20 protein-coding genes are annotated in these 18,411 nt (G+C 51.0%); 1 reads left to right on the top strand and 19 read right to left on the bottom strand.

From position 1 onward, the window contains the following. Window positions 1-21: 21 nt before the first annotated feature. From ACPV3A_RS18710 to pth, 12 genes are all read right to left on the bottom strand, one after another. Window positions 22-372, bottom strand: a complete 351-nt coding sequence (locus tag ACPV3A_RS18710) for an FtsB family cell division protein (protein WP_113057411.1) — start codon at window positions 370-372, stop codon at window positions 22-24. Between the two features lie 11 nt (window positions 373-383). Then, a complete protein-coding gene (gene yabQ, locus ACPV3A_RS18705) occupies window positions 384-953 on the bottom strand; it encodes a spore cortex biosynthesis protein YabQ (RefSeq protein ID WP_426200572.1) in 570 nt (189 codons plus the stop codon). Further along, complete coding sequence (yabP, locus tag ACPV3A_RS18700; RefSeq protein ID WP_009591926.1) at window positions 950-1,231, bottom strand: sporulation protein YabP; 282 nt, start codon at window positions 1,229-1,231, stop codon at window positions 950-952. Before yabP ends, yabQ begins: the two co-directional genes overlap by 4 nt. A 218-nt stretch (window positions 1,232-1,449) precedes the next feature. Beyond that, a complete protein-coding gene (locus tag ACPV3A_RS18695) occupies window positions 1,450-1,728 on the bottom strand; it encodes an RNA-binding S4 domain-containing protein (RefSeq protein ID WP_076326537.1) in 279 nt (92 codons plus the stop codon). Next, a complete protein-coding gene (locus tag ACPV3A_RS18690) occupies window positions 1,728-2,000 on the bottom strand; it encodes an HU family DNA-binding protein (RefSeq protein WP_009591918.1) in 273 nt (90 codons plus the stop codon). The genes ACPV3A_RS18695 and ACPV3A_RS18690 overlap by 1 nt, the downstream gene beginning before the upstream one ends. A 166-nt stretch (window positions 2,001-2,166) precedes the next feature. After that, window positions 2,167-3,681 (bottom strand): nucleoside triphosphate pyrophosphohydrolase, encoded by a 1,515-nt coding sequence (mazG, locus tag ACPV3A_RS18685; RefSeq protein ID WP_426200571.1) that lies wholly within the window; start codon window positions 3,679-3,681, stop codon window positions 2,167-2,169. Between the two features lie 93 nt (window positions 3,682-3,774). Then, the gene (locus ACPV3A_RS18680; protein ID WP_426200570.1) at window positions 3,775-5,454 is read right to left on the bottom strand and encodes a putative polysaccharide biosynthesis protein; all 1,680 of its coding nucleotides are present in this window, start codon (window positions 5,452-5,454) and stop codon (window positions 3,775-3,777) included. A 199-nt stretch (window positions 5,455-5,653) separates the two neighbouring features. After that, entirely contained in the window at window positions 5,654-6,196 is a 543-nt protein-coding gene (spoVT, locus tag ACPV3A_RS18675) for a stage V sporulation protein T (protein ID WP_071221080.1), read from the bottom strand. 326 nt (window positions 6,197-6,522) lie between these two features. Next, window positions 6,523-7,608: a foldase protein PrsA gene (locus ACPV3A_RS18670; RefSeq protein ID WP_426200569.1), complete on the bottom strand. Its 1,086-nt coding sequence runs from the start codon at window positions 7,606-7,608 to the stop codon at window positions 6,523-6,525. Further along, window positions 7,592-11,119: a transcription-repair coupling factor gene (gene mfd / locus ACPV3A_RS18665; RefSeq protein ID WP_194540298.1), complete on the bottom strand. Its 3,528-nt coding sequence runs from the start codon at window positions 11,117-11,119 to the stop codon at window positions 7,592-7,594. Before mfd ends, ACPV3A_RS18670 begins: the two co-directional genes overlap by 17 nt. Window positions 11,120-11,305: 186 nt before the next feature. Further along, the gene (locus ACPV3A_RS18660; RefSeq protein WP_006207424.1) at window positions 11,306-11,536 is read right to left on the bottom strand and encodes an anti-sigma-F factor Fin family protein; all 231 of its coding nucleotides are present in this window, start codon (window positions 11,534-11,536) and stop codon (window positions 11,306-11,308) included. A 101-nt stretch (window positions 11,537-11,637) separates the two neighbouring features. Further along, complete coding sequence (pth, locus tag ACPV3A_RS18655) at window positions 11,638-12,201, bottom strand: aminoacyl-tRNA hydrolase (RefSeq protein ID WP_076326543.1); 564 nt, start codon at window positions 12,199-12,201, stop codon at window positions 11,638-11,640. A 107-nt stretch (window positions 12,202-12,308) separates the two neighbouring features. Between pth and ACPV3A_RS18650 the strand changes: the two genes are divergently transcribed. Beyond that, window positions 12,309-12,509: a hypothetical protein gene (locus ACPV3A_RS18650; protein ID WP_071221084.1), complete on the top strand. Its 201-nt coding sequence runs from the start codon at window positions 12,309-12,311 to the stop codon at window positions 12,507-12,509. Window positions 12,510-12,665: 156 nt separating this feature from the next. On the opposite strand, the gene ACPV3A_RS18645 is transcribed toward ACPV3A_RS18650, so the two are convergent. The 7 genes from ACPV3A_RS18645 to veg form a co-directional block, all read right to left on the bottom strand. Continuing rightward, window positions 12,666-13,619, bottom strand: a complete 954-nt coding sequence (locus ACPV3A_RS18645; protein WP_006207421.1) for a ribose-phosphate diphosphokinase — start codon at window positions 13,617-13,619, stop codon at window positions 12,666-12,668. Window positions 13,620-13,700: 81 nt separating this feature from the next. Next, window positions 13,701-15,095, bottom strand: a complete 1,395-nt coding sequence (glmU, locus tag ACPV3A_RS18640; protein WP_426200568.1) for a bifunctional UDP-N-acetylglucosamine diphosphorylase/glucosamine-1-phosphate N-acetyltransferase GlmU — start codon at window positions 15,093-15,095, stop codon at window positions 13,701-13,703. Between the two features lie 110 nt (window positions 15,096-15,205). Next, complete coding sequence (gene spoVG / locus ACPV3A_RS18635) at window positions 15,206-15,490, bottom strand: septation regulator SpoVG (protein ID WP_006207419.1); 285 nt, start codon at window positions 15,488-15,490, stop codon at window positions 15,206-15,208. Window positions 15,491-15,673: 183 nt separating this feature from the next. Further along, the gene (gene purR, locus ACPV3A_RS18630; protein WP_071221086.1) at window positions 15,674-16,501 is read right to left on the bottom strand and encodes a pur operon repressor; all 828 of its coding nucleotides are present in this window, start codon (window positions 16,499-16,501) and stop codon (window positions 15,674-15,676) included. 109 nt (window positions 16,502-16,610) lie between these two features. Then, the gene (gene ispE / locus ACPV3A_RS18625) at window positions 16,611-17,465 is read right to left on the bottom strand and encodes a 4-(cytidine 5'-diphospho)-2-C-methyl-D-erythritol kinase (RefSeq protein ID WP_216535570.1); all 855 of its coding nucleotides are present in this window, start codon (window positions 17,463-17,465) and stop codon (window positions 16,611-16,613) included. A gap of 178 nt (window positions 17,466-17,643) precedes the next feature. Then, window positions 17,644-17,826, bottom strand: a complete 183-nt coding sequence (locus tag ACPV3A_RS18620) for a small, acid-soluble spore protein, alpha/beta type (protein WP_009591920.1) — start codon at window positions 17,824-17,826, stop codon at window positions 17,644-17,646. Window positions 17,827-18,060: 234 nt separating this feature from the next. Further along, window positions 18,061-18,336: a biofilm formation stimulator Veg gene (gene veg, locus ACPV3A_RS18615; RefSeq protein ID WP_006207415.1), complete on the bottom strand. Its 276-nt coding sequence runs from the start codon at window positions 18,334-18,336 to the stop codon at window positions 18,061-18,063. Window positions 18,337-18,411: the final 75 nt, after the last annotated feature.

Raw genomic sequence — 18,411 nt, 5'->3', positions numbered from 1 at the left:
ACAGACGTCTGTCATGCCTAATTACGGCTTTTCGCCCGAATTTTGGGGCTGAATGATCGGCGTCTCATTTGGCAGATACAGTCCAAACTTCTTGCGGGCAATCTGCCCGATATATTCAGGGTCCTTCAATCGCTCCACTTCATGAGTAATCTGGATTAGCGACTGTTCAACGGACTTATAATCCTCTTGCTTTTGAGCAAGCGCTTCGTTCTGATTACGGATGCGGTCATTCTGGGACCAGAGCGTTGAACCTGCCCAGATCAAAAACAGCGCCATCATCGCCACAAACATTTTTTTTCGCCGGCGTGCGCCCTTGTTCTTTGTCTTGGTTTGTTGGGGAGCCTGCTTCGACGGATCAGCAAATCTTCCCATGACCATACCTCCTAAAACCAGCGCTTCCACGCCTTAATAACCTTGTCCGCGAGTTGCTTGCTCCATGCCGGCAGCCTGACTCTGGATGTGATCGGTCTCAGCATCCATTTCAAGAGTCGCCAAAAAGGCATGAGGCATTTAAGGACTAAACGCAACAGCGACAGGAGAAACTTCCATAGAAACCTTAACAATCCCAAGATGAGCATTAGGATTCCTTTGATGGGATTCCACACTAACATACGGAACAGCTTGTACAAAAAGGCCATTAAGCCTTTTGTCACTTGAATTAACATTACCACAAAACGCTGGGTTATGACACTCCATAATAAAAAATAGATCCAAACCCCTATAAACAAGCCCACAAACACATAAAAACGCAGTTGACCGTCATTGGTCATGTACAACATGCGGAAAATGAAGAAGGCTGCCGCAATCCAGTAAAGGAAGTCCAGGGTATGCTTGGACCATCGCGGGAAACGGAGCTGCCCTGCCAGCACCCGGTAGCTGTCGAAGGCGACTCCCATCGCTGCTCCGGAGAAGAGCATCCAGAGCAGCGTGATCCATTGTACGCTGGGGTTCATTTAAACAGCTTACCCAGCAGACTCTTGTTCTTGGTCTGCGAACCGGGATTCAAATAAATCAGTGAATGCACCTGACCTTCAATCGACAAAAGCCCCTCTTCCAGGCTGAGATTTTTAATATGTAAATTTTGCCCCCGAATGGTGAGATGCCCAAGCTCGGTTTGAAGCAGAAATTCTTCACTGTCAAAGCTCTCCACATTTTGGACACCCGTTATGTCCAGCAGCTTCCGGTTCTGCATCCGCAGGTCATGAAACTTACCCTTCCCTTGGTCGATCATGGCATGTACCCCTCCTTTAACAATAGCTTATGGGAAGGTGCCTGTCTTTAGAACCGGAAGAAGAACAACCGCCTCAGGAATGATCGTGACGCTGCGACGAAAGCCAGGCGAAAGAAAGAGAGCAGGAGTTCCAATCGTTTATACATCCATGATAAACATAAAAACGCCCCCCACACCATATGGTGAGAGGGACGTTTGATGGAACGGCTTTGGGCTGCTTACCAGTCCAATCCGCGATCTTTAACGATCGGTTCTTCCTTGACCAAGGTGTAGAGGCTGGTCGCCTCATCTTTACGGGTTGTCTCGGTAAGACGCTCGACCCGGACGGTCACCAGCTTCTGGCCAAACTGGACGGTGATCTCGTCGCCCAATTTAACCGTGCTGCTCGGCTTGGCCTCGCGGCCATTGATCAGCACCCGACCTTGATCCGATACATCTTTCGCTACGGTACGCCGCTTGATCAACCTCGATACTTTCAGGAATTTATCGACGCGCATTATTTTACGGCTTCTTTAAGCTTGTTACCTGCCTTGAACGCAGGAACGTTGGATTCTGGAATTTCGATCGTGTTACCCGTTTGCGGGTTGCGGCCAGTACGTCCAGCGCGCTTGCGAGTTTCGAATGTACCAAAGCCGATCAATTGAACTTTATCGCCATTAGCCAAAGCTTCAGTGATTTCACCAAGGAAGCCGTTCAGGACGTTCTCTACGTCTTTTTTTGTCAAACCGCTTTTACCGGAAATGTTGTTGATCAGATCTGTTTTGTTCATGAATTAAATCCTCCCAATTATCAGAAAAATATAAGATTTTACGGTTATTCGGTTAAACCGCCTTGCAACCTGCAAGATTTCACCATTAATGATTATTCTGGATGCCTTGCGGAATTCCTGCCGCAAATCCCTATTTTTTTATTTTTTACGTGAAAAGTTGCCCTTTTCACACGTCGATACCGCCGTTTTGTGCCGATCCCGATTTAGCGGCCTGCCATAGGGCTTCCATCTCGTCCAGAGTACTTTCCTGCAAGGTTTTCCCCTGGGCGGCAAGCTTCTCCTCTATGTAGCTGAAGCGACTGACAAACTTTCGGTTCGTTCTCGAGAGCGCCTCTTCCGGATCCGCACCGATAAATCTTGCCGCATTGGAGACCGCGAACAGCAGATCGCCGAGCTCTAGTGCTGTATCCTCATCAGACTGGCCCTCGGTCACCGCCTGCCTCAGTTCACCGAGTTCCTCTTCAATCTTCTGGAACACACCTTCGATATTATCCCAATCGAAACCAACCTTGGATGCCTTCTTCTGGAGCTTGTACGCCTTCATCAAGGCGGGAAGATCCCGCGGGATGCCATCCAGCGCCGAGGCTTTCTCAGGTGAGAGCCCCTTGCGACGCTTCTCTTCCGCTTTCATCTGCTCCCAGTTCTGCAGGGCAGATTGCGCGTCTTTGGCGCTGCTCTCGCCAAAGACATGCGGGTGGCGGAAGATCAGCTTGTCATTCAGCGCTTGAATGACATCATACACCGTAAAGGTACCGAGCTCCTCTTCCATCTGGGAATGCAGCATAATCTGCAGCAGCAGATCCCCAAGTTCTTCCTGCATATGCTCAGGATCATCCTCATCAATCGTCTCCAATACCTCATAGGTTTCTTCGATGAGATTTTTGCGGATGGATTCGTGGGTCTGCTCGCGGTCCCACGGACAGCCTTCAGGACTGCGGAGAATGCCAACGATCTCATGGAGCCGGGCAAACGTTCGCTGCCTTAACGTGCTGTCATCGCTTCGGGGTACGTAGATCAGCGACAAATTCCCGTAGCCGTCGATGCGATCGAGTTCAAAGAGCGGTACTTGCTGTATCGCTTCTTCGCCCTCAACGCCCAGCGCATGGCCGACAATGACTGGATAATCGTCCGGATACAGCTCCATCAGCGCCAGTTTAACTTCCGAAGCCGTAAACATGTCATACACCTGGCCGATCAGGGTATGCAGCTGCGGCTGGATGACGCTTGCCCGAAGCTCAGCCGCATCGAGAAGCTGGAAGCCCTCAATGGGATCGAAACCAAGGCGAACGAAGGCCTCGTCCAGAAAACTCTCACCGCCGAGCACCGTAAGCGTCACATGCTCTCCCGGGCAGCGTTCCCGTAATAACCGAACCGTTGCCTCCGCTACCATGGGATGCCCGGGCACCGCGTAGACAATCTCGCGATCCTCCTCAGCAGCTTTGGCCAAGTTGATTAGCGCGGATGCAATGGATTCGTACACCTCGGGAAAGGTGTCATACGCTTCATACACATGGTCAAACGATTCCAGTTCAATCTGGAATTCATTCAACGCAGCAATGACGGGATGAGATAATGTACGCACATACACCTTCGATGCCCGCTGCATGGTTTTTATGATACCTATCGTCAATCGATCCGGATTGCCAGAACCCAAGCCGACCACCGTAATGGATGCACTCATACGCTACTTCCTTTCGTCTTCGTCCGCCTTGTCGACGTCATTATCGTACACTACTATAGCACAGAAGATCAAACATCTCACAATCGGCCCGGTTCAGCGCAGCACACGCAGGGCCCGCAAGAAGGCTGCCAGTGGTCTTCCGACCTTCGGCAGCATCCGAAGCTCCTCCTCGGTGAGGAGCTTCGTGAGCGCGGCGCCGATAAGGAAGGCGCCGCATCCGGCCGCGACGCCGCTCAGGCCCGCTGCCGCGTGGGTGAGGCGACCTGGGGCGAAGCCGGCCGCCGCCAGAATGCCGCCAGCTGCCTCACCTGCGGCCCAGGCGGCCAGCGCCACCGCGGCGAGGACCGGCAGCGTCCTCGCGAGCATGCCGCCGGCGTCAAGGCGGGCGCCGGCGCTTCGCGAGAGCAGCGCGAGGTTGAGCGCGGCGGCGGTCAGATGCGCGGCCACGCCGGCGATAGCTGCGCCGGTAATGCCAAACTGCGGCACCAGCAGCAGGTTGAGCAGCAGCTTGAGCCCTGCCGCAGCCAGCAGATGAACCGCCGGGGCCTTTACAATGCCGATGCCTTGAAGCAGCGCGGCTGTAATCGTGCTCAGCGTACCCCCGGCGGCTGTAAAGGCAATCACCTGCATCGTCACCGTTCCTGCGGCATCCTCGTACAGCATAACGTTAATCGGCTCAGCCAGCACTGCCAAGCCTACGGAGGCCGTCATCCCGATCAGCCAAAACCAGCGGAGGGCCATGCGGGTTTGGCTTGCAACCCGGCTGGACTCTCCCTTGAACTTGGCCTCTGCCAGGGCAGGGATAAACAGAACCGACAACGAAGTAGCCAGCATCGTAACCAGCTGGACAAGCGGCAGTCCGCGGTTATAGACCCCAAACTCTGCCATAGCCATTGCTTCGCCCAGTCCGCCGGATGTCAATAACCGGGGCACCGTGAAGGTATCCACCAGTCCAATCAGCGGAACCGCGAGCAGACTAAGACAGACCGGAATTCCATAAGCAAGCAGGCGTCCAAGCAGAACACCTGCTCCCTCTCTAGATACATCGGCACGCATCCTCGTTTCGTTCATACCCGCTGCTCTGATTCCGTAGACAACTTTTCCTTGTGCTTTACTCCGAGTTCCCCGGAGATGCTTGCGCCAGTAGATTCCCATCACCACCAGACCGGCAGCACCACCGGCAACAGATCCTAGCAGGGCCCCGGCGGCAATCATGTCGGAATCGGCGCCGGCCCGTATCATGTAAAGGAGCAGCACAATCATAACCCCGACACGGACAACTTGCTCCGTAATCTGGGAAATCGCCGTCGGCACCATATTGTGCAGCCCTTGAAAATAACCGCGGAGGACCGACATCCAAGGCACGAATGCCAGCGCCAACGCGCCTGCGCGGAGGGCGGGTACAACCTGACTGCTTCCGATCCACATCCCGATCCACGGAGCGCAGACATACATCAGCAAGCCGAGAATCAGACCGAACAGCACCAACGAGGCGGATGACAGGCGGAGCAGGCGATGACCGTCCTCGGTGCGCCCTTCAGCCTCATATTCTGCCACATATTTGGAGACCGCTGCGGGGAAACCGACGGCCGCTATCGTAATGATCATCATATAGAACGGATAAACCGTATTGTAGATGCCAAAGACGGCATCCCCGCCCATATTTTGCAGCGGTATTTTTTGCAGTGTGCCAATCAATTTGGACAAAAGCGCGGCCGCACTGAGAATAAACGCTCCCTGTAGAAGCCTTGCCCCTGTTTGATCTGGTTTCATATCCTCTTCCAATCCCCTAGTTTCTTTTTCCGTAAATATAGACCCATCATCATTCAGATGCTGCCATATGTACATCATTATAACCAAGGGTGTGAGCGTGGTACAAAAAAAGAAACCGGACAACAAAAACTCCCAGCTGCCGATTGACCTGTGATCAACGTTCAGCGGGAGTCTCCATCCAAGGATTCATGTCCTCGTCTTACTGTTCCATTTGCTTGCCGAGGAAGCCTGCAGCAGTTTCAGACATCTTCACTTCCATCTCACCCATGTTCACGGATTCATCCTTGTTCAGCAGCACAACACTGCCAATCGGGTCTCCACCAGCAATGATAGGCGCAGCGACAAATGCGGACAGAGTTTCCGGATTGTCTTTGCTGATCTCATACGTACCGCTGTTGCTTTCCAGCACTGTCTTGCGATTTTCCATGCAGTTTTCCAGAAGGTTGCCGATTGGCTTGTCCAAATACTCCTTCTTGGAGCCGCCTGCTACGGCGATAAATGTATCACGGTCCGATATGATCGTGATGTGACCTGTGCTCTCATAAAGGGACTCTGCATATTCCTTCGCAAAATCACCCAACTCACCGATCGGTGAATATTTCTTCAGAATGACTTCTCCATCCCGGTCAACGAAAATTTCCAGCGGGTCGCCTTCGCGAATCCGCAGTGTGCGTCTAATTTCTTTTGGAATGACCACGCGCCCGAGGTCATCAATACGGCGGACGATACCAGTAGCTTTCATGTCACTTGTTGCCCCACTTTCATAAGAAGATTTTTCAACTACTGTTCCATTCGGGAAGAGGATGTCCCCAGGTATATAAGAGTTAATGTCTGACCATAGTATTCATCCATTCCCAATTCCTTATACATCATCTACCCTCTGTTGGTTGCGAAATCCAAAATAAATATCATTCGAAAGAGACTGACGTCAGGGGAGAAAAAATCCATAACGCGCGATTTCGCACGTTATGGATTCGAAGATCCCGCCATTTCTTGCGTGCGCTGGCCATACATCCGGCATTGCCCCAACGCATTACAATATCATTGCCCGACCGCTTGTCTGCGGGCTTATTTACCTGTGTCGTCCTTGCCTGCATCCGGTGTTTGATCACCTTCCGCCGGTTTGTCGGCTGTACCGTCTGTCTTCTGGTCTCCCGTACCCTCGGCAGGCTTGTCCGCATTCTCGCTTTTCGGAAGATTCATGCTCTCAATCAGGTCGTTAAGCTCATTCTGCATGAAGTTGTCAATCTTCGCCGAAGCCAGCTCATTTCGAATGCCTTCCTTCTGATCGGCAGGCAGTTTGTCGTAAGACACTTCCTCACGCTTCTCCACTTTCATGACATGGTAGCCGTAATCGGTTTCTACCGGATCGCTGATTTTGTTCAGTTCCAGCGTTAAGGCCTTTTCCTTGAATTGAGGCACCCAGCTGCCTGCGGGTTTGTTCTCGTACAGACCCCCGCTGTCCTTGGAGCCCGGGTCCTGGGAGTATTCCTTCGCCAAAGCAGCAAAATCCTCCCCTTTATTCAGCTTGGACTGTACTTCCTTGGCAATTTTGAGCGCCTCTCCCTCAGGTCTCTCCTTGCCTTCGGTATCTTGAAAACCAATCAGGACATGACGAACGCTAATGTTGGTATAATCCTTCTTGTTCGCATCGAATTCCTTCTTGATATCCTCTTCTTTTACCTGATTCTTCTCGTACTCCATGACGGTCATGACGCGAAGCATATAATTTTTGAGGTCGTCTTCCGTCAATTTCTGCGATTCCAGAGCAGCTTTAAACTGCTCCTCGCCCATTCCGCTCTTCTGCTGCTTTAACAAATCATCCGCTTGCTTCCCGGCAGCTTCCTTCGCTTTATCGTCAGCTTTGGCGTACAGGTATTCATAGGCTACCCCCTGTTTCGCCAAATACTCCTTAAATTCATCCATTTGTAAAAATTGGGCGTATTCCGGGGACATGAACTGAATCATGCGCTGTTCCAGATCAAATTCCTTCTCGGTAATTTCTCCACCCTTATATTTGACGATAACTTTGCTATTATCATCTTCGGTTCCCTTAGTCTTGTCGTTTCCGCACGCAGCGATCATCGACATGGATAGTACTGCTGTGATGGATACAATAAACGTCTTCCATGCCTTGTTATTTCTTGACGGCATTTTGTAGTTCTCCCTTCAGGTTGAATGGCCCTTTTGCGGCCTCCAGGAATTGCTCCAGCAATTCTAACAGTTGTTGATCGGAAAGTCCCTTGCCTTTGATTCGAATGGCCATAGTCGGCCCTTGTTCAAATTGTACACGTCTTTCGAACATATTTCCAATTTGCGCAAGCCCTGTTGTATCAATCGCTTTGTCCTGCCCTTCATAAAACTGCAGCAGCACATCATCGCCGCGCTGGATGATGGAGTCGATCCCGTACGTACGACCATATACCTTCAAGCGGGATACGGCAAGCAGGTTACTTACCGCAAGCGGCAGCTCGCCAAAGCGGTCAAGCAGCTCGTCCTCAAGCTCAGCCGATTCGTCGATAGACGAAACGACAGCCACTTTTTTATAAATTTCGATCTTCTGGATGCTGTCATAAATGTAATCAGACGGCAAGTAAGCATCAATCCCCAGATCGATGGAGGTGTTCCAGTCCTTCGATGGCAATGGCGGCTCACCCAACATGCTGACTTTGCGCTTTTGAATCTCCTCCGCCAGCATTTGTGAATACAAATCGAACCCGACGGAAGCAATAAAACCATGCTGCTCCGCTCCGAGCAGGTTGCCCGCACCGCGAATCGACAGGTCCCGCATCGCAATCTTGAATCCGGAGCCAAGCTCCGTAAATTCTTTAATGGACTGCAGCCGCTTCTCGGCCACTTCGGTCAACACCTTATCCCGTTGGTACGTGAAATAAGCATATGCGATTCGGTTGGAACGTCCGACGCGTCCGCGCAGCTGATACAGCTGGGAGAGGCCCATTTTGTCCGCATCATGCACGATAAGCGTATTGACATTCGGGATATCCACGCCCGTCTCAATAATGCTTGTGCTCACCAATACGTCGTATTCGCCGTCGAGGAAGTCGAGAATGGTCTTCTCCAGTTCCGTTTCCGACATTTGGCCGTGTCCCACACCCACTCGGGCCTCCGGTACCAGCATGGATATCTGGGCTGCCATCTCCTGAATGCCCTGAACCCGGTTGTAAAGATAGTAAACTTGACCGCCCCGGGCCAGCTCCCGCTCGATCGCTTCCCGCACCAGGGTCTGGCTATGCTCTACGACATAAGTCTGCACTGGAAAACGATTCTCCGGCGGTGTCTCGATCACGGACAAATCCCGAACACCGAGCATCGACATATGCAGCGTGCGCGGAATCGGCGTTGCCGTCAGCGTCAGCACGTCGACATTGGTCTTCAGCTTCTTCAATTTCTCCTTATGCGTAACGCCAAATCGCTGCTCTTCATCCACGATCAGCAGTCCCAGATCCTTGAACACAATATCCTGCGAAAGCAGTCGATGCGTTCCGATCAGAATATCGACGGAGCCCTGCTTTACTTTCTTGATCGTCTCATTCTGCTCCTTACGGCTCCGGAAACGGCTCAGCACCTGAATGTTGATCGGATAATTGGCGAAGCGCTCCCGGAACGTCTCGTAATGCTGCTGGGCCAAAATCGTTGTCGGTACCAGCACCGCAACCTGCTTCCCTTCGATCGCCGCTTTAAAGGCAGCTCGAACCGCCACTTCCGTTTTCCCGTAACCGACATCACCGCACAGGAGCCGGTCCATCGGTCGGTTTTGTTCCATGTCTTTTTTGATTTCGGTAATGGCCCGAAGCTGATCGGGTGTTTCATCATATGGGAACATGTCCTCGAATTCCTGCTGCTCCGACGTATCCTTCTCAAAACCGTATCCAGGCGCAGACTGACGCTCGGCATACAGCTTGATCAGATCGTCGGCGATATCCTGAACGGAAGAACGAACCTTGTTCTTAACCCGTGTCCATTCATTTCCACCCAGCTTGTAAACCTTCGGCTCCTTATCTTCGGAACCGACATATTTCTGAATGAGATCGATCTGCTCAATCGGAACGGACAGCTTATCGCCCCCGGCATACAAAATATGCATGTAGTCCTTATGGATTCCGTTGATTTCGAGCGTCCCGATCCCCATATATTTCCCGATACCGTGGTTTTGATGCACCACATAGTCGCCGACTTTGAGCTCCGTATAACTCTTGATGCGCTCGGCGTTGTCCATATTCTTCGTGGTTTTGCGTGTTTTACGCTGCTTCGAGGAGAACATCTCACTCTCTGTAATAATAGCAGCATGGACCGAAGGCATCTCGAAGCCATTTTGCAAATGCCCTTCATACATCACCGGTTCTTCGATGCCATAGTCCAGCAACACCCGCCGCATACGGTCCATCCGCTCTGCATCGCCTGCCAGCATCATGACCTGAACGCCCGACTTCTTCCAGCGTTCCATCTCGGCCTTGAGCACGTTCATCTGTCCATGGAAATCCTGCATGCCGCGCGTAATCATATTGACGATATTTTGCGGCTGCATTCTTGGCACCTGACGCAGGAAGATGGAGATCAACAGGCTCTGGTAGGGATGCTGGTAGATCAGTTCTTCCGTATCCAGCGACAGCGGCAGATCCGGCAGCGATTTGCCATTTTGCATCAGATGCAAATTCCATTCCGCTTCATCCCGCTCCAGCTGCTTGGCTGTTTCTAACAGGCGAGCAGGCTCATCCATAATCAGAATCGTATCCTTCGGCAAGTAATCATATAAATTGGTCTTCTCCGGATACAACAGGGAGATATATTTATAGATTTCAGGGAAATACATCCGCTCGCGCAGCATCTCAACTTCCCGGTGTATTTCGTCCCGCAAACGGAGCTTGGCCTGACGATCACTCATGCGTTCGAGCTGCGTCTCCAGCAGACGGGCCACCGTATCCGCTGTGCGACTAAGCCGCTCCGAATCGGCAATAATTTCCTTGCATGGTGTAATGGTGACTTCCCGGACCTTATCAATCGAGCGCTGATCCGCCGGGTCGAAGGTACGAATCGAGTCGATATCCTCATCAAACAGTTCTACGCGGTACGCCATGGTCGTTGTCATCGGATAAAAATCGATGATACCGCCGCGGACACTCATCTCGCCGCGGCTCTCGACGCGCTCCACCCGTTCATATCCCATCTCAATCATCTGGTTCAGAAAGGATTCCAGCACGAGTGTACCGCCGTCATGGAGCACGATTCGGGCATCGGACATCACTTCGGGAGCGGGAAGAAGGCGACGCACGCCGGAAAATGGCGCAACGACAATACCCCGGAAGCCTCTTGCACAACGGACGAGAACATCAATCCGCTGCGCCAGAGTCTCGGGGCTTGAAACGGCCGACTCGGCTGCTACCAGCTCATTCGCCGGGTATAATAACACTTGATCCGGTGAGAGCGCTTCCTGTAAATCATCCGCAATTTTCTGGGCTGAAAACATATTATGAGTGACCACGAGCAGCGGGCGCTGCTGGTCCTGGTGCAATGCAGCCATTAAGATCTGTCTGGACGACCCGGAAAGACCGGAGATCAATTGCTCCCTCATGCCGGCTTGAACGCCAGCGGTTATGGATTTGAAGTCCGAATCCTTCGAAAATACATCAATAAGTGCTTGTAACAAAAGGGGGCACCTCTCTTATGCAAAAGAAATGAATTTCCTAGACTCTATTTCTCATGGAATTTTAGACGATTGCCAAAAAATTATAACCGAAAAGAAGCCTTGAGCAAAACTGCCAAGGCTAGAGCAGCGGCAGGGCCTGCCGCTGTATGTCTTCTACCAAAAAACGTCGTTAACCCCATTATACTCTCATTGCAGGGGATTTGCCAAAAGGCTAAGTTCCGGATGGGCTTCGAGGGCTTCTCTGCAATGATCGCAGGTTACCCGGACCATCACTTCTCCGTTAAAATCATAGGCTATTATATCCTTGCGTTCCTCAGGGGTCAAGGAATCAAATCCGAGACGGGCTTCGGATACGTGATTGGAATCGATGCGGCCCTGAAAAGCCCGACAGTGTCTGCAAACATAGGTTATCGCCATCATATGCCTCCTGAAGGTCGTATATACCTTCAGTATGCCCGGAATTCCCTCGTTTAAGACTTCGATCTTCCGGCAGTTTGCTTCCATCCTATAATGCTTCTCTAGGACTTGTTGAACTTCGCCATCGTCTGCTCAAAGGTATGATCCAGACTGAATTCCAGCGCGTCACAGGTCTCCTCAACCATGCTCTGCAGCTGTTCGCGTTCTTTCTTCGGAAATGTACCCAGCACATAATCCACAATGGCATAACCTGGCTCAGGCCTCGATATGCCCATTCGGACGCGGTTGAAGCTCTGCGTCCCGGTATGCTGAATAATGGATTTAATGCCATTATGTCCTCCGGCACTGCCCTGATATCGCAGGCGGATCTTACCGACGACGGTATCCAAATCATCATAGACCACAATCATGTCCTCAAGACTCACTTTATAATAATCCATATAAGCACGCACGGCCTCGCCTGAAAGATTCATGAACGTCATCGGTTTGATCAGGACCGTTTTAGTGCCGCCAATCATCCCTTCCGCGATGACCGATTTGCATTTATTCTGATTGAACTTCATGCCGTGTCGCTCTGCCAGAGCATCCAGCGCCATGAACCCAACATTATGGCGTGTCTTCTCATAATTTGAACCGGGGTTGCCCAGTCCGACAATCCATTTCATCACAGGTTGATTCCTTTCACGATTTATACTTTCTTCTTTGCGCATTTCTGAGTACAATATGAACAAAACCTATCGGCGTTATGCCCTCATAAGAAGGTGAATCGGCATTGAAAGCTTTCGAACAGAAATTAACGCACCACAGTCATTTTCAATACCATATGAAGCATGGCATCCCTGTTCAAGTCTATGAACTGGGTTGTCACATCGACGTGGGTCTGATCACTGCAGTCGACGCCTACTTTGTCGAGCTTGAGGGGACGCTATACAACCGGAACACGTTCACTTTCATCTCCAGGCCCGGATATTGATAGCCTGCGCAGCACGTATTATCAGGCTGAAATTATGAAAACGTTTTCCCCCAGGCTGTTCACCTGCTCTTGCTTAACCCAAGCTACAAAGTCGCCATAGCCGACAAGGGTTACATCTCCTCATGAGGAGATGTAACCCTGCCTTTACACGGTTTATTATTCTATTTCAAACAATTTACTAATCGACAATTCCTCATGAACCCGGATGATGGCTTCACCCATCAACGGAGCAACCGACAATACCGTCAGCTTGCTGCTCGGGTTCGGATTGGTGATCGGAATGGTGTCTGTTACAACAACTTCCTTCAGCGGGGAGTTTTCCAGGCGCTCATGGGCAGGGCCCGAGAGAACCGGATGTGTACAGCACGCGTAGACTTCCTTAACGCCGCCTTCCATCAACGCATTGGCACCCAGCACAATCGTACCGGCGGTATCGATAATGTCATCAATCAGAATGGCGGTCTTACCTTCGATATTCCCGATAATGTTCATGACTTCACTGACATTCGGCTCAGGGCGGCGTTTATCGATAATCGCCAGCGGCGCATTCAGGAAATCAGCAAGCTTTCTCGCGCGAACGACACCGCCATGATCCGGAGATACAACGACAGGGTTCTCGATCTGCTTTGAACGGAAATATTGGGCAAGAATCGGCACCCCGAGCAGATGATCCACCGGAATATCGAAAAATCCCTGAATCTGCATCGCATGCAGGTCCATCGTAATGACACGATGAGCTCCTGCTTTTTCGATCAGATTCGCAACCAGCTTAGCGGTGATCGGATCCCGCGAACGCGCTTTGCGGTCTTGACGGGCATATCCGTAATACGGAATAACCACGTTGATGCTCTTCGCGGATGCCCGCTTGAGCGCATCCACCATAACCAGCAGTTCCATCAGGTTATCATTCACCGGCAAGCAGGTGGACTGCACAATATAAACATGGCAGCCCCGCACGCTCTCGGAGAGCTTTACTTGAATCTCGCCGTCGCTAAAGCTGGTTGTATGCGATTCCCCCATCGGAATGCCGATATAATCGGCGATTTGATGGGCAAGTTTAGGATTGGAATTACACGTGAATATTTTTAATTTAGAATCAAGATAAGTCATAGAATAAAAACCCTCCGTGCTGGTTCGTTGAATTAGGTATCCGATCACCGCTTCATATCTTGGTAAAGGAAGCAGGGATAATTACGATTTCTTGTTCTTCTTGGCGATAGCGCGTTCCCGGATCTTCTCTGCGTACCCTGGCTTGTTCTCCTGACGCTGTCTGGCGATGGCCAGATCATTATCCGAAACGGAATCCGTTATGGTAGAGCCTGCAACAACGAATGCGCCTTTGCCCACCTTCACCGGTGCAATCAAATTCACATTACTGCCGATAAATGCATCATCTTCAATTTCGGTAATGGACTTATTATAACCATCATAGTTGACTGTAATCGCACCGCAGCCGATATTAACGTTTTTGCCGACTTTGGCATCACCCACATAACTGAGATGAGATACTTTAGAGCCGTTATCAATCGTGGCGTTCTTCACTTCAACGAAGTCCCCCACCTTTACATCATCCCCCAGCTTGGCGCCTGGACGAAGATAAGCATACGGTCCTACAGAGGTCCGAGAGCCGACTTCAGCACTGCTGAGCACCGAATGTTTGACGCTGGCACCATCCGCAATAACGGAATCCTCGATATCGGAATCCGGTCCTATCACGCAATCTTCACCGATCACCGTATTTCCTTTCAGGACGGTACCGGGATAGAGCACGGTATCTGAACCAATCTTAACATCAGCCCCGATATAGGTTGATGACGGGTCAATGATCGTAACACCGTTCAACATGTGCGTGCGGTTGATGCGTTCTCTCATGAAGCCTTCGGCTTCCGACAGCGCCAGACGGTCGTTGACGCCAATCGATTCCGCGTAATCATCCGTCTGATAAGCAAGCACGGTCTCGCCGGCTTGTTTCAGAATACCGATGCAATCGGTCAGGTAATATTCCTGCTGCGCATTCTGGTTGGTTACATTGTCCAGTGCAGCAAATAGCTTTTTATTGTCAAAACAATAGGTACCGGTATTAATTTCAGTGACGGCGTCCTCTTCCGGACTGCAATCTTTCTGCTCAACAATCCGAAGTGCGCTGCCATCCTCGCCTCGAATGACCCGGCCGTAGCCTTTCGGGTTATCCATATGCGCGGTAAGCACCGTAGCGGCCGCATTGTTGCTCTCATGCAGCTTCAAAAGATTCTCCAGTGTCTCGGACGTCACCAGAGGAGTATCCCCGCAAATGACGATCGTCGAGCCTTCTTCCCCGCCAAGAAGATCCTTGGCTTGCTTCACAGCGTGGCCCGTTCCGAGCTGCTGCTCCTGTAAAACATATTCCGCTGCGTCCTGCAGGTACGTGCGAACGGCTTCAGCGCCATGTCCAACCACCACAACGCTGCGCTCACAGTTCACCTGCTGTACTGTCTGCAGTACATGTCCTACCATCGGCTTGCCACAAACAGGATGCAGCACTTTATATAGTTTGGATTTCATACGTTTGCCCTGCCCAGCGGCGAGCACAATAGCAAATCTTTTCAAGGGCCATGCCTCCTCCTCTTGAACTCACTACTGAATATATCTCATTCTACAAAAAAAGAAAAGAGAGCCACAAATATGGCTCTCTTTTCCTTGAACCCCAATTGTAAATCTTAAGCGCCTTCTTCAATCACTTCTTCTTCTGTAGCCGCACGCTCATACTCGGCCAGGACGGCCGATTGAATCTTCTCGCGGGTACCCGAAGAAATGGGATGGGCAATATCGCGGAATTCTCCATCCGGAGTGCGTTTGCTCGGCATTGCGACAAACATTCCATTGTTTCCGTCGATGACGCGAATGTCGTGAACGACAAATTCATTATCGATGGTAATGGATGCGATTGCCTTCATTCTCCCCTCAGAGTTAACACGGCGGAGTCTGACATCCGTAATTTGCATATGTGTTCACCACCTTTTTCCATCAGAGACTTGGTGTATAATTCCACACAGCAAACCAGAAATCCTTCTTTTTTCTAATACAAAATGTCCTAAAAACAGGAATTTTTTTTAGAATGTGATATTTTCGACAGACTTCGGGCTAATTCGAATGAAAACGCTATTATATCGACAAATATCGCGACTCTATTTTTCGAAATAATTACCAGGGTTGACGGTAATTCTCTTCGTTTTGGAGTCCACATCGCTTAAGATGGCCAGTGAAATATAGTCCTCCAGAAGTCTTTCCTCGGTTTCCACCGCTCCCGACTCTACCAGCACACCGACACCTGCGACTTCAGCATTAAATTCACCCAGCAGGTCAACCATTCCCTGAATGGTCCCGCCTGCCTTCATAAAATCATCCACGATCAGCACGCGGGAGCGTTCCTTGAGCGCCCGGCGGGATAATGACATGGTATGGATGCTCTTGTGCGAGCCCGACACATAATTGATGCTTACGGCCGACCCTTCGGTCACTTGATGGTCCCGGCGAACTAGTACGACCGGCAGGTTCAGTTGGGCCGCTGTCGCATAAGCCAGTGGAATCCCTTTGGTCTCTACGGTCATGACCACATCGATATCCCGGTCGGCGAACGCCGTGGCAATGATCTTGCCCGCCTCGTTCATCAGCGAAGGTTGTCCAAGCAGATCAGACATGTACAAATATCCGCCCGGCAAAATCCGATCCGATTGCTGAAGCTGCTGGCACAGCTCCTCCGCAAACCGCAAGGCATGATCTTTGCGCAGCTTCGGAATGTATCTGACTCCTCCCGCTGCGCCGGCCAGGGTCTGAAGCTCTCCGAGTCCCTCACTCTCGAACACGTCCTTAATAATCGCCAAATCCTCACTGATGGATGACTTGGCTGCTCCATATCGCTCGGCGAACGTTGTCAGCGGAATCAGCGTATGCGGTTTAGATAGTAAATATTGGGTCATATCGACCAATCGTTCGCTTCGTTTTAATTTTTTCACCTAGGGTTCCTCGCTAAATCCGAATATTATATGTTAAATATAACACCTTTGTACGTATTTATACAACTTTGTTTGAAATTCGACCCCGAATTGTCAAACATAACCGTTTCTAAGTCAGCAGGCGAACGGCATACACTTCCTTGCAGAACCCCCGCAGGCCATTATAAATTCGGGCTACCTTGGATTCCTTGGAGACCAAGCCGAAGACCGTAGGACCGCTTCCGGACATGAGCGCGCCGTCAGCTCCCAATTTCAGCATTCCTTCCTTCAGCTGCTGAACTTCCGGGTGCATCTTCAAGGTAACCTCCTCCAGAACGTTACCCAGCGATTGACACATCTGCTGGAAGCTGCCTTGCGTAAGCGCCTCTACCATGCGCTCTGCCGATGGGTGGCGCTGAATCTGCTCGCTGCGCAAACGGCCGTACACTTCCGCCGTCGACACGTTGATCGGCGGCTTCGCCACAATCACCCAGCACTGCGGCGGATTCGGGATCGGCGTGAGTACCTCGCCGCGCCCTGTAGCCAGTGCGGTGCCGCCCGTTACGCAGAACGGCACATCCGAGCCGAGCTCTGCCCCCAGCGCGAGCAGCTCCTCCTGGGGGATACCCAGTCCCCAGAGGCGGTTCAAGCCGCGCAGTGTTGCCGCTGCATCACTGCTGCCTCCTGCCAGCCCAGCGGCAACGGGAATTTTTTTGTCCAGGTGAATATGTACACCCTGTTTCACGTCGTAGCGCTCTTTAATTAGTCTTGCTGCCTGAAAGGCCAAATTCTTCTCGTCCAGCGGTATGTACCCTGCCTGTGAGGTGATGATGATGGTGTCCCGCTTCTGTTCGGACATTTCGAGCCGATCGGCGAGGTCGATCATCGTCATGACCATCTCTACCTCATGAAAGCCGTCAGGACGTTTATGAAGTACATCCAGCATCAAATTGATTTTGGCCGGTGCTTTTTCGTATATTTTCAAGAACGTTCACCTATCCTTAGCTTTTCCCATATGCTTGAACTTAACATATTCGAGGAAAAACATCTAATGCCTCTATATTAACAAACTCAGGCTTTGAAGTCATGGGACCGTTTGATGGAGGTAAACAAACAGGGGCTTCCGCTTAACCGGAAGCCCCTGCCGCGTTATGGTCTTTCTCTTACAGATCGGATTTGCGGGCTGCCCGCTCGGCGAGCTCAATCGCCCGTTTTACCATGTTGCCGGCATCCTTGGCCTTAATGCCTCCCCAGCCTTCTTTTTCCACGGTATCGTAGAATCCCAATTCCTTAGCCAATTCGGTCTTCAATTGATCGGACATAATGCTTCGTCTTCTCCTGCTCATCAATCCCGCCTCCTTGGAAAATGTATTGAGTATGGCATGAACAGCATCCGGCGCGATGCAGTGACCTTTTACGCCCCCCTGCAAGCTTAACCTCCATCTCCGCATATGGAACGGATAAAGAAGGCCTCGCGCAGCCTTAGTATGCGTTTAATTTTCGCTTGTCATTCTCCCCGGTTCGATGGCAACAAAAAACAGCCTCCCTGTAAGTGGAGACTGCTCTCTCATGACATATCGTTATGACTTGATATAGGTGATTCGCATCTCGTTGTCATCACCGGTTACCATGATTTCCACGGTTTCGGTCAGAATATCGGCATAACTGTAGGACACACGTTTAAAAGTTTGCTGGTCTTGATCCAGCTTCACAATGAAAACAGAAGGGTACGTTTCTTCCAAAACACCAGTACGCTCGACGGTCTTCCGACGGCCACCGTTAGCCCGAAGCGTAATTTTTTGCCCTAAATGGGCATCGAGACTGCGTTTGATTTCCAACAGCGCGTTTTTAGCCATTGTCGACGACCACCTCTTTCCTTGTCCATTATACAAAAGATTCAGTCATTTGTCAATTCAAAAACATTAATTATA

Origin of the sequence: Paenibacillus sp. Dod16 (assembly GCF_049893405.1) — a bacterium.
Taxonomy (GTDB): domain Bacteria; phylum Bacillota; class Bacilli; order Paenibacillales; family Paenibacillaceae; genus Paenibacillus_AQ.
This window is presented reverse-complemented; position numbering and strand designations above follow the sequence as displayed.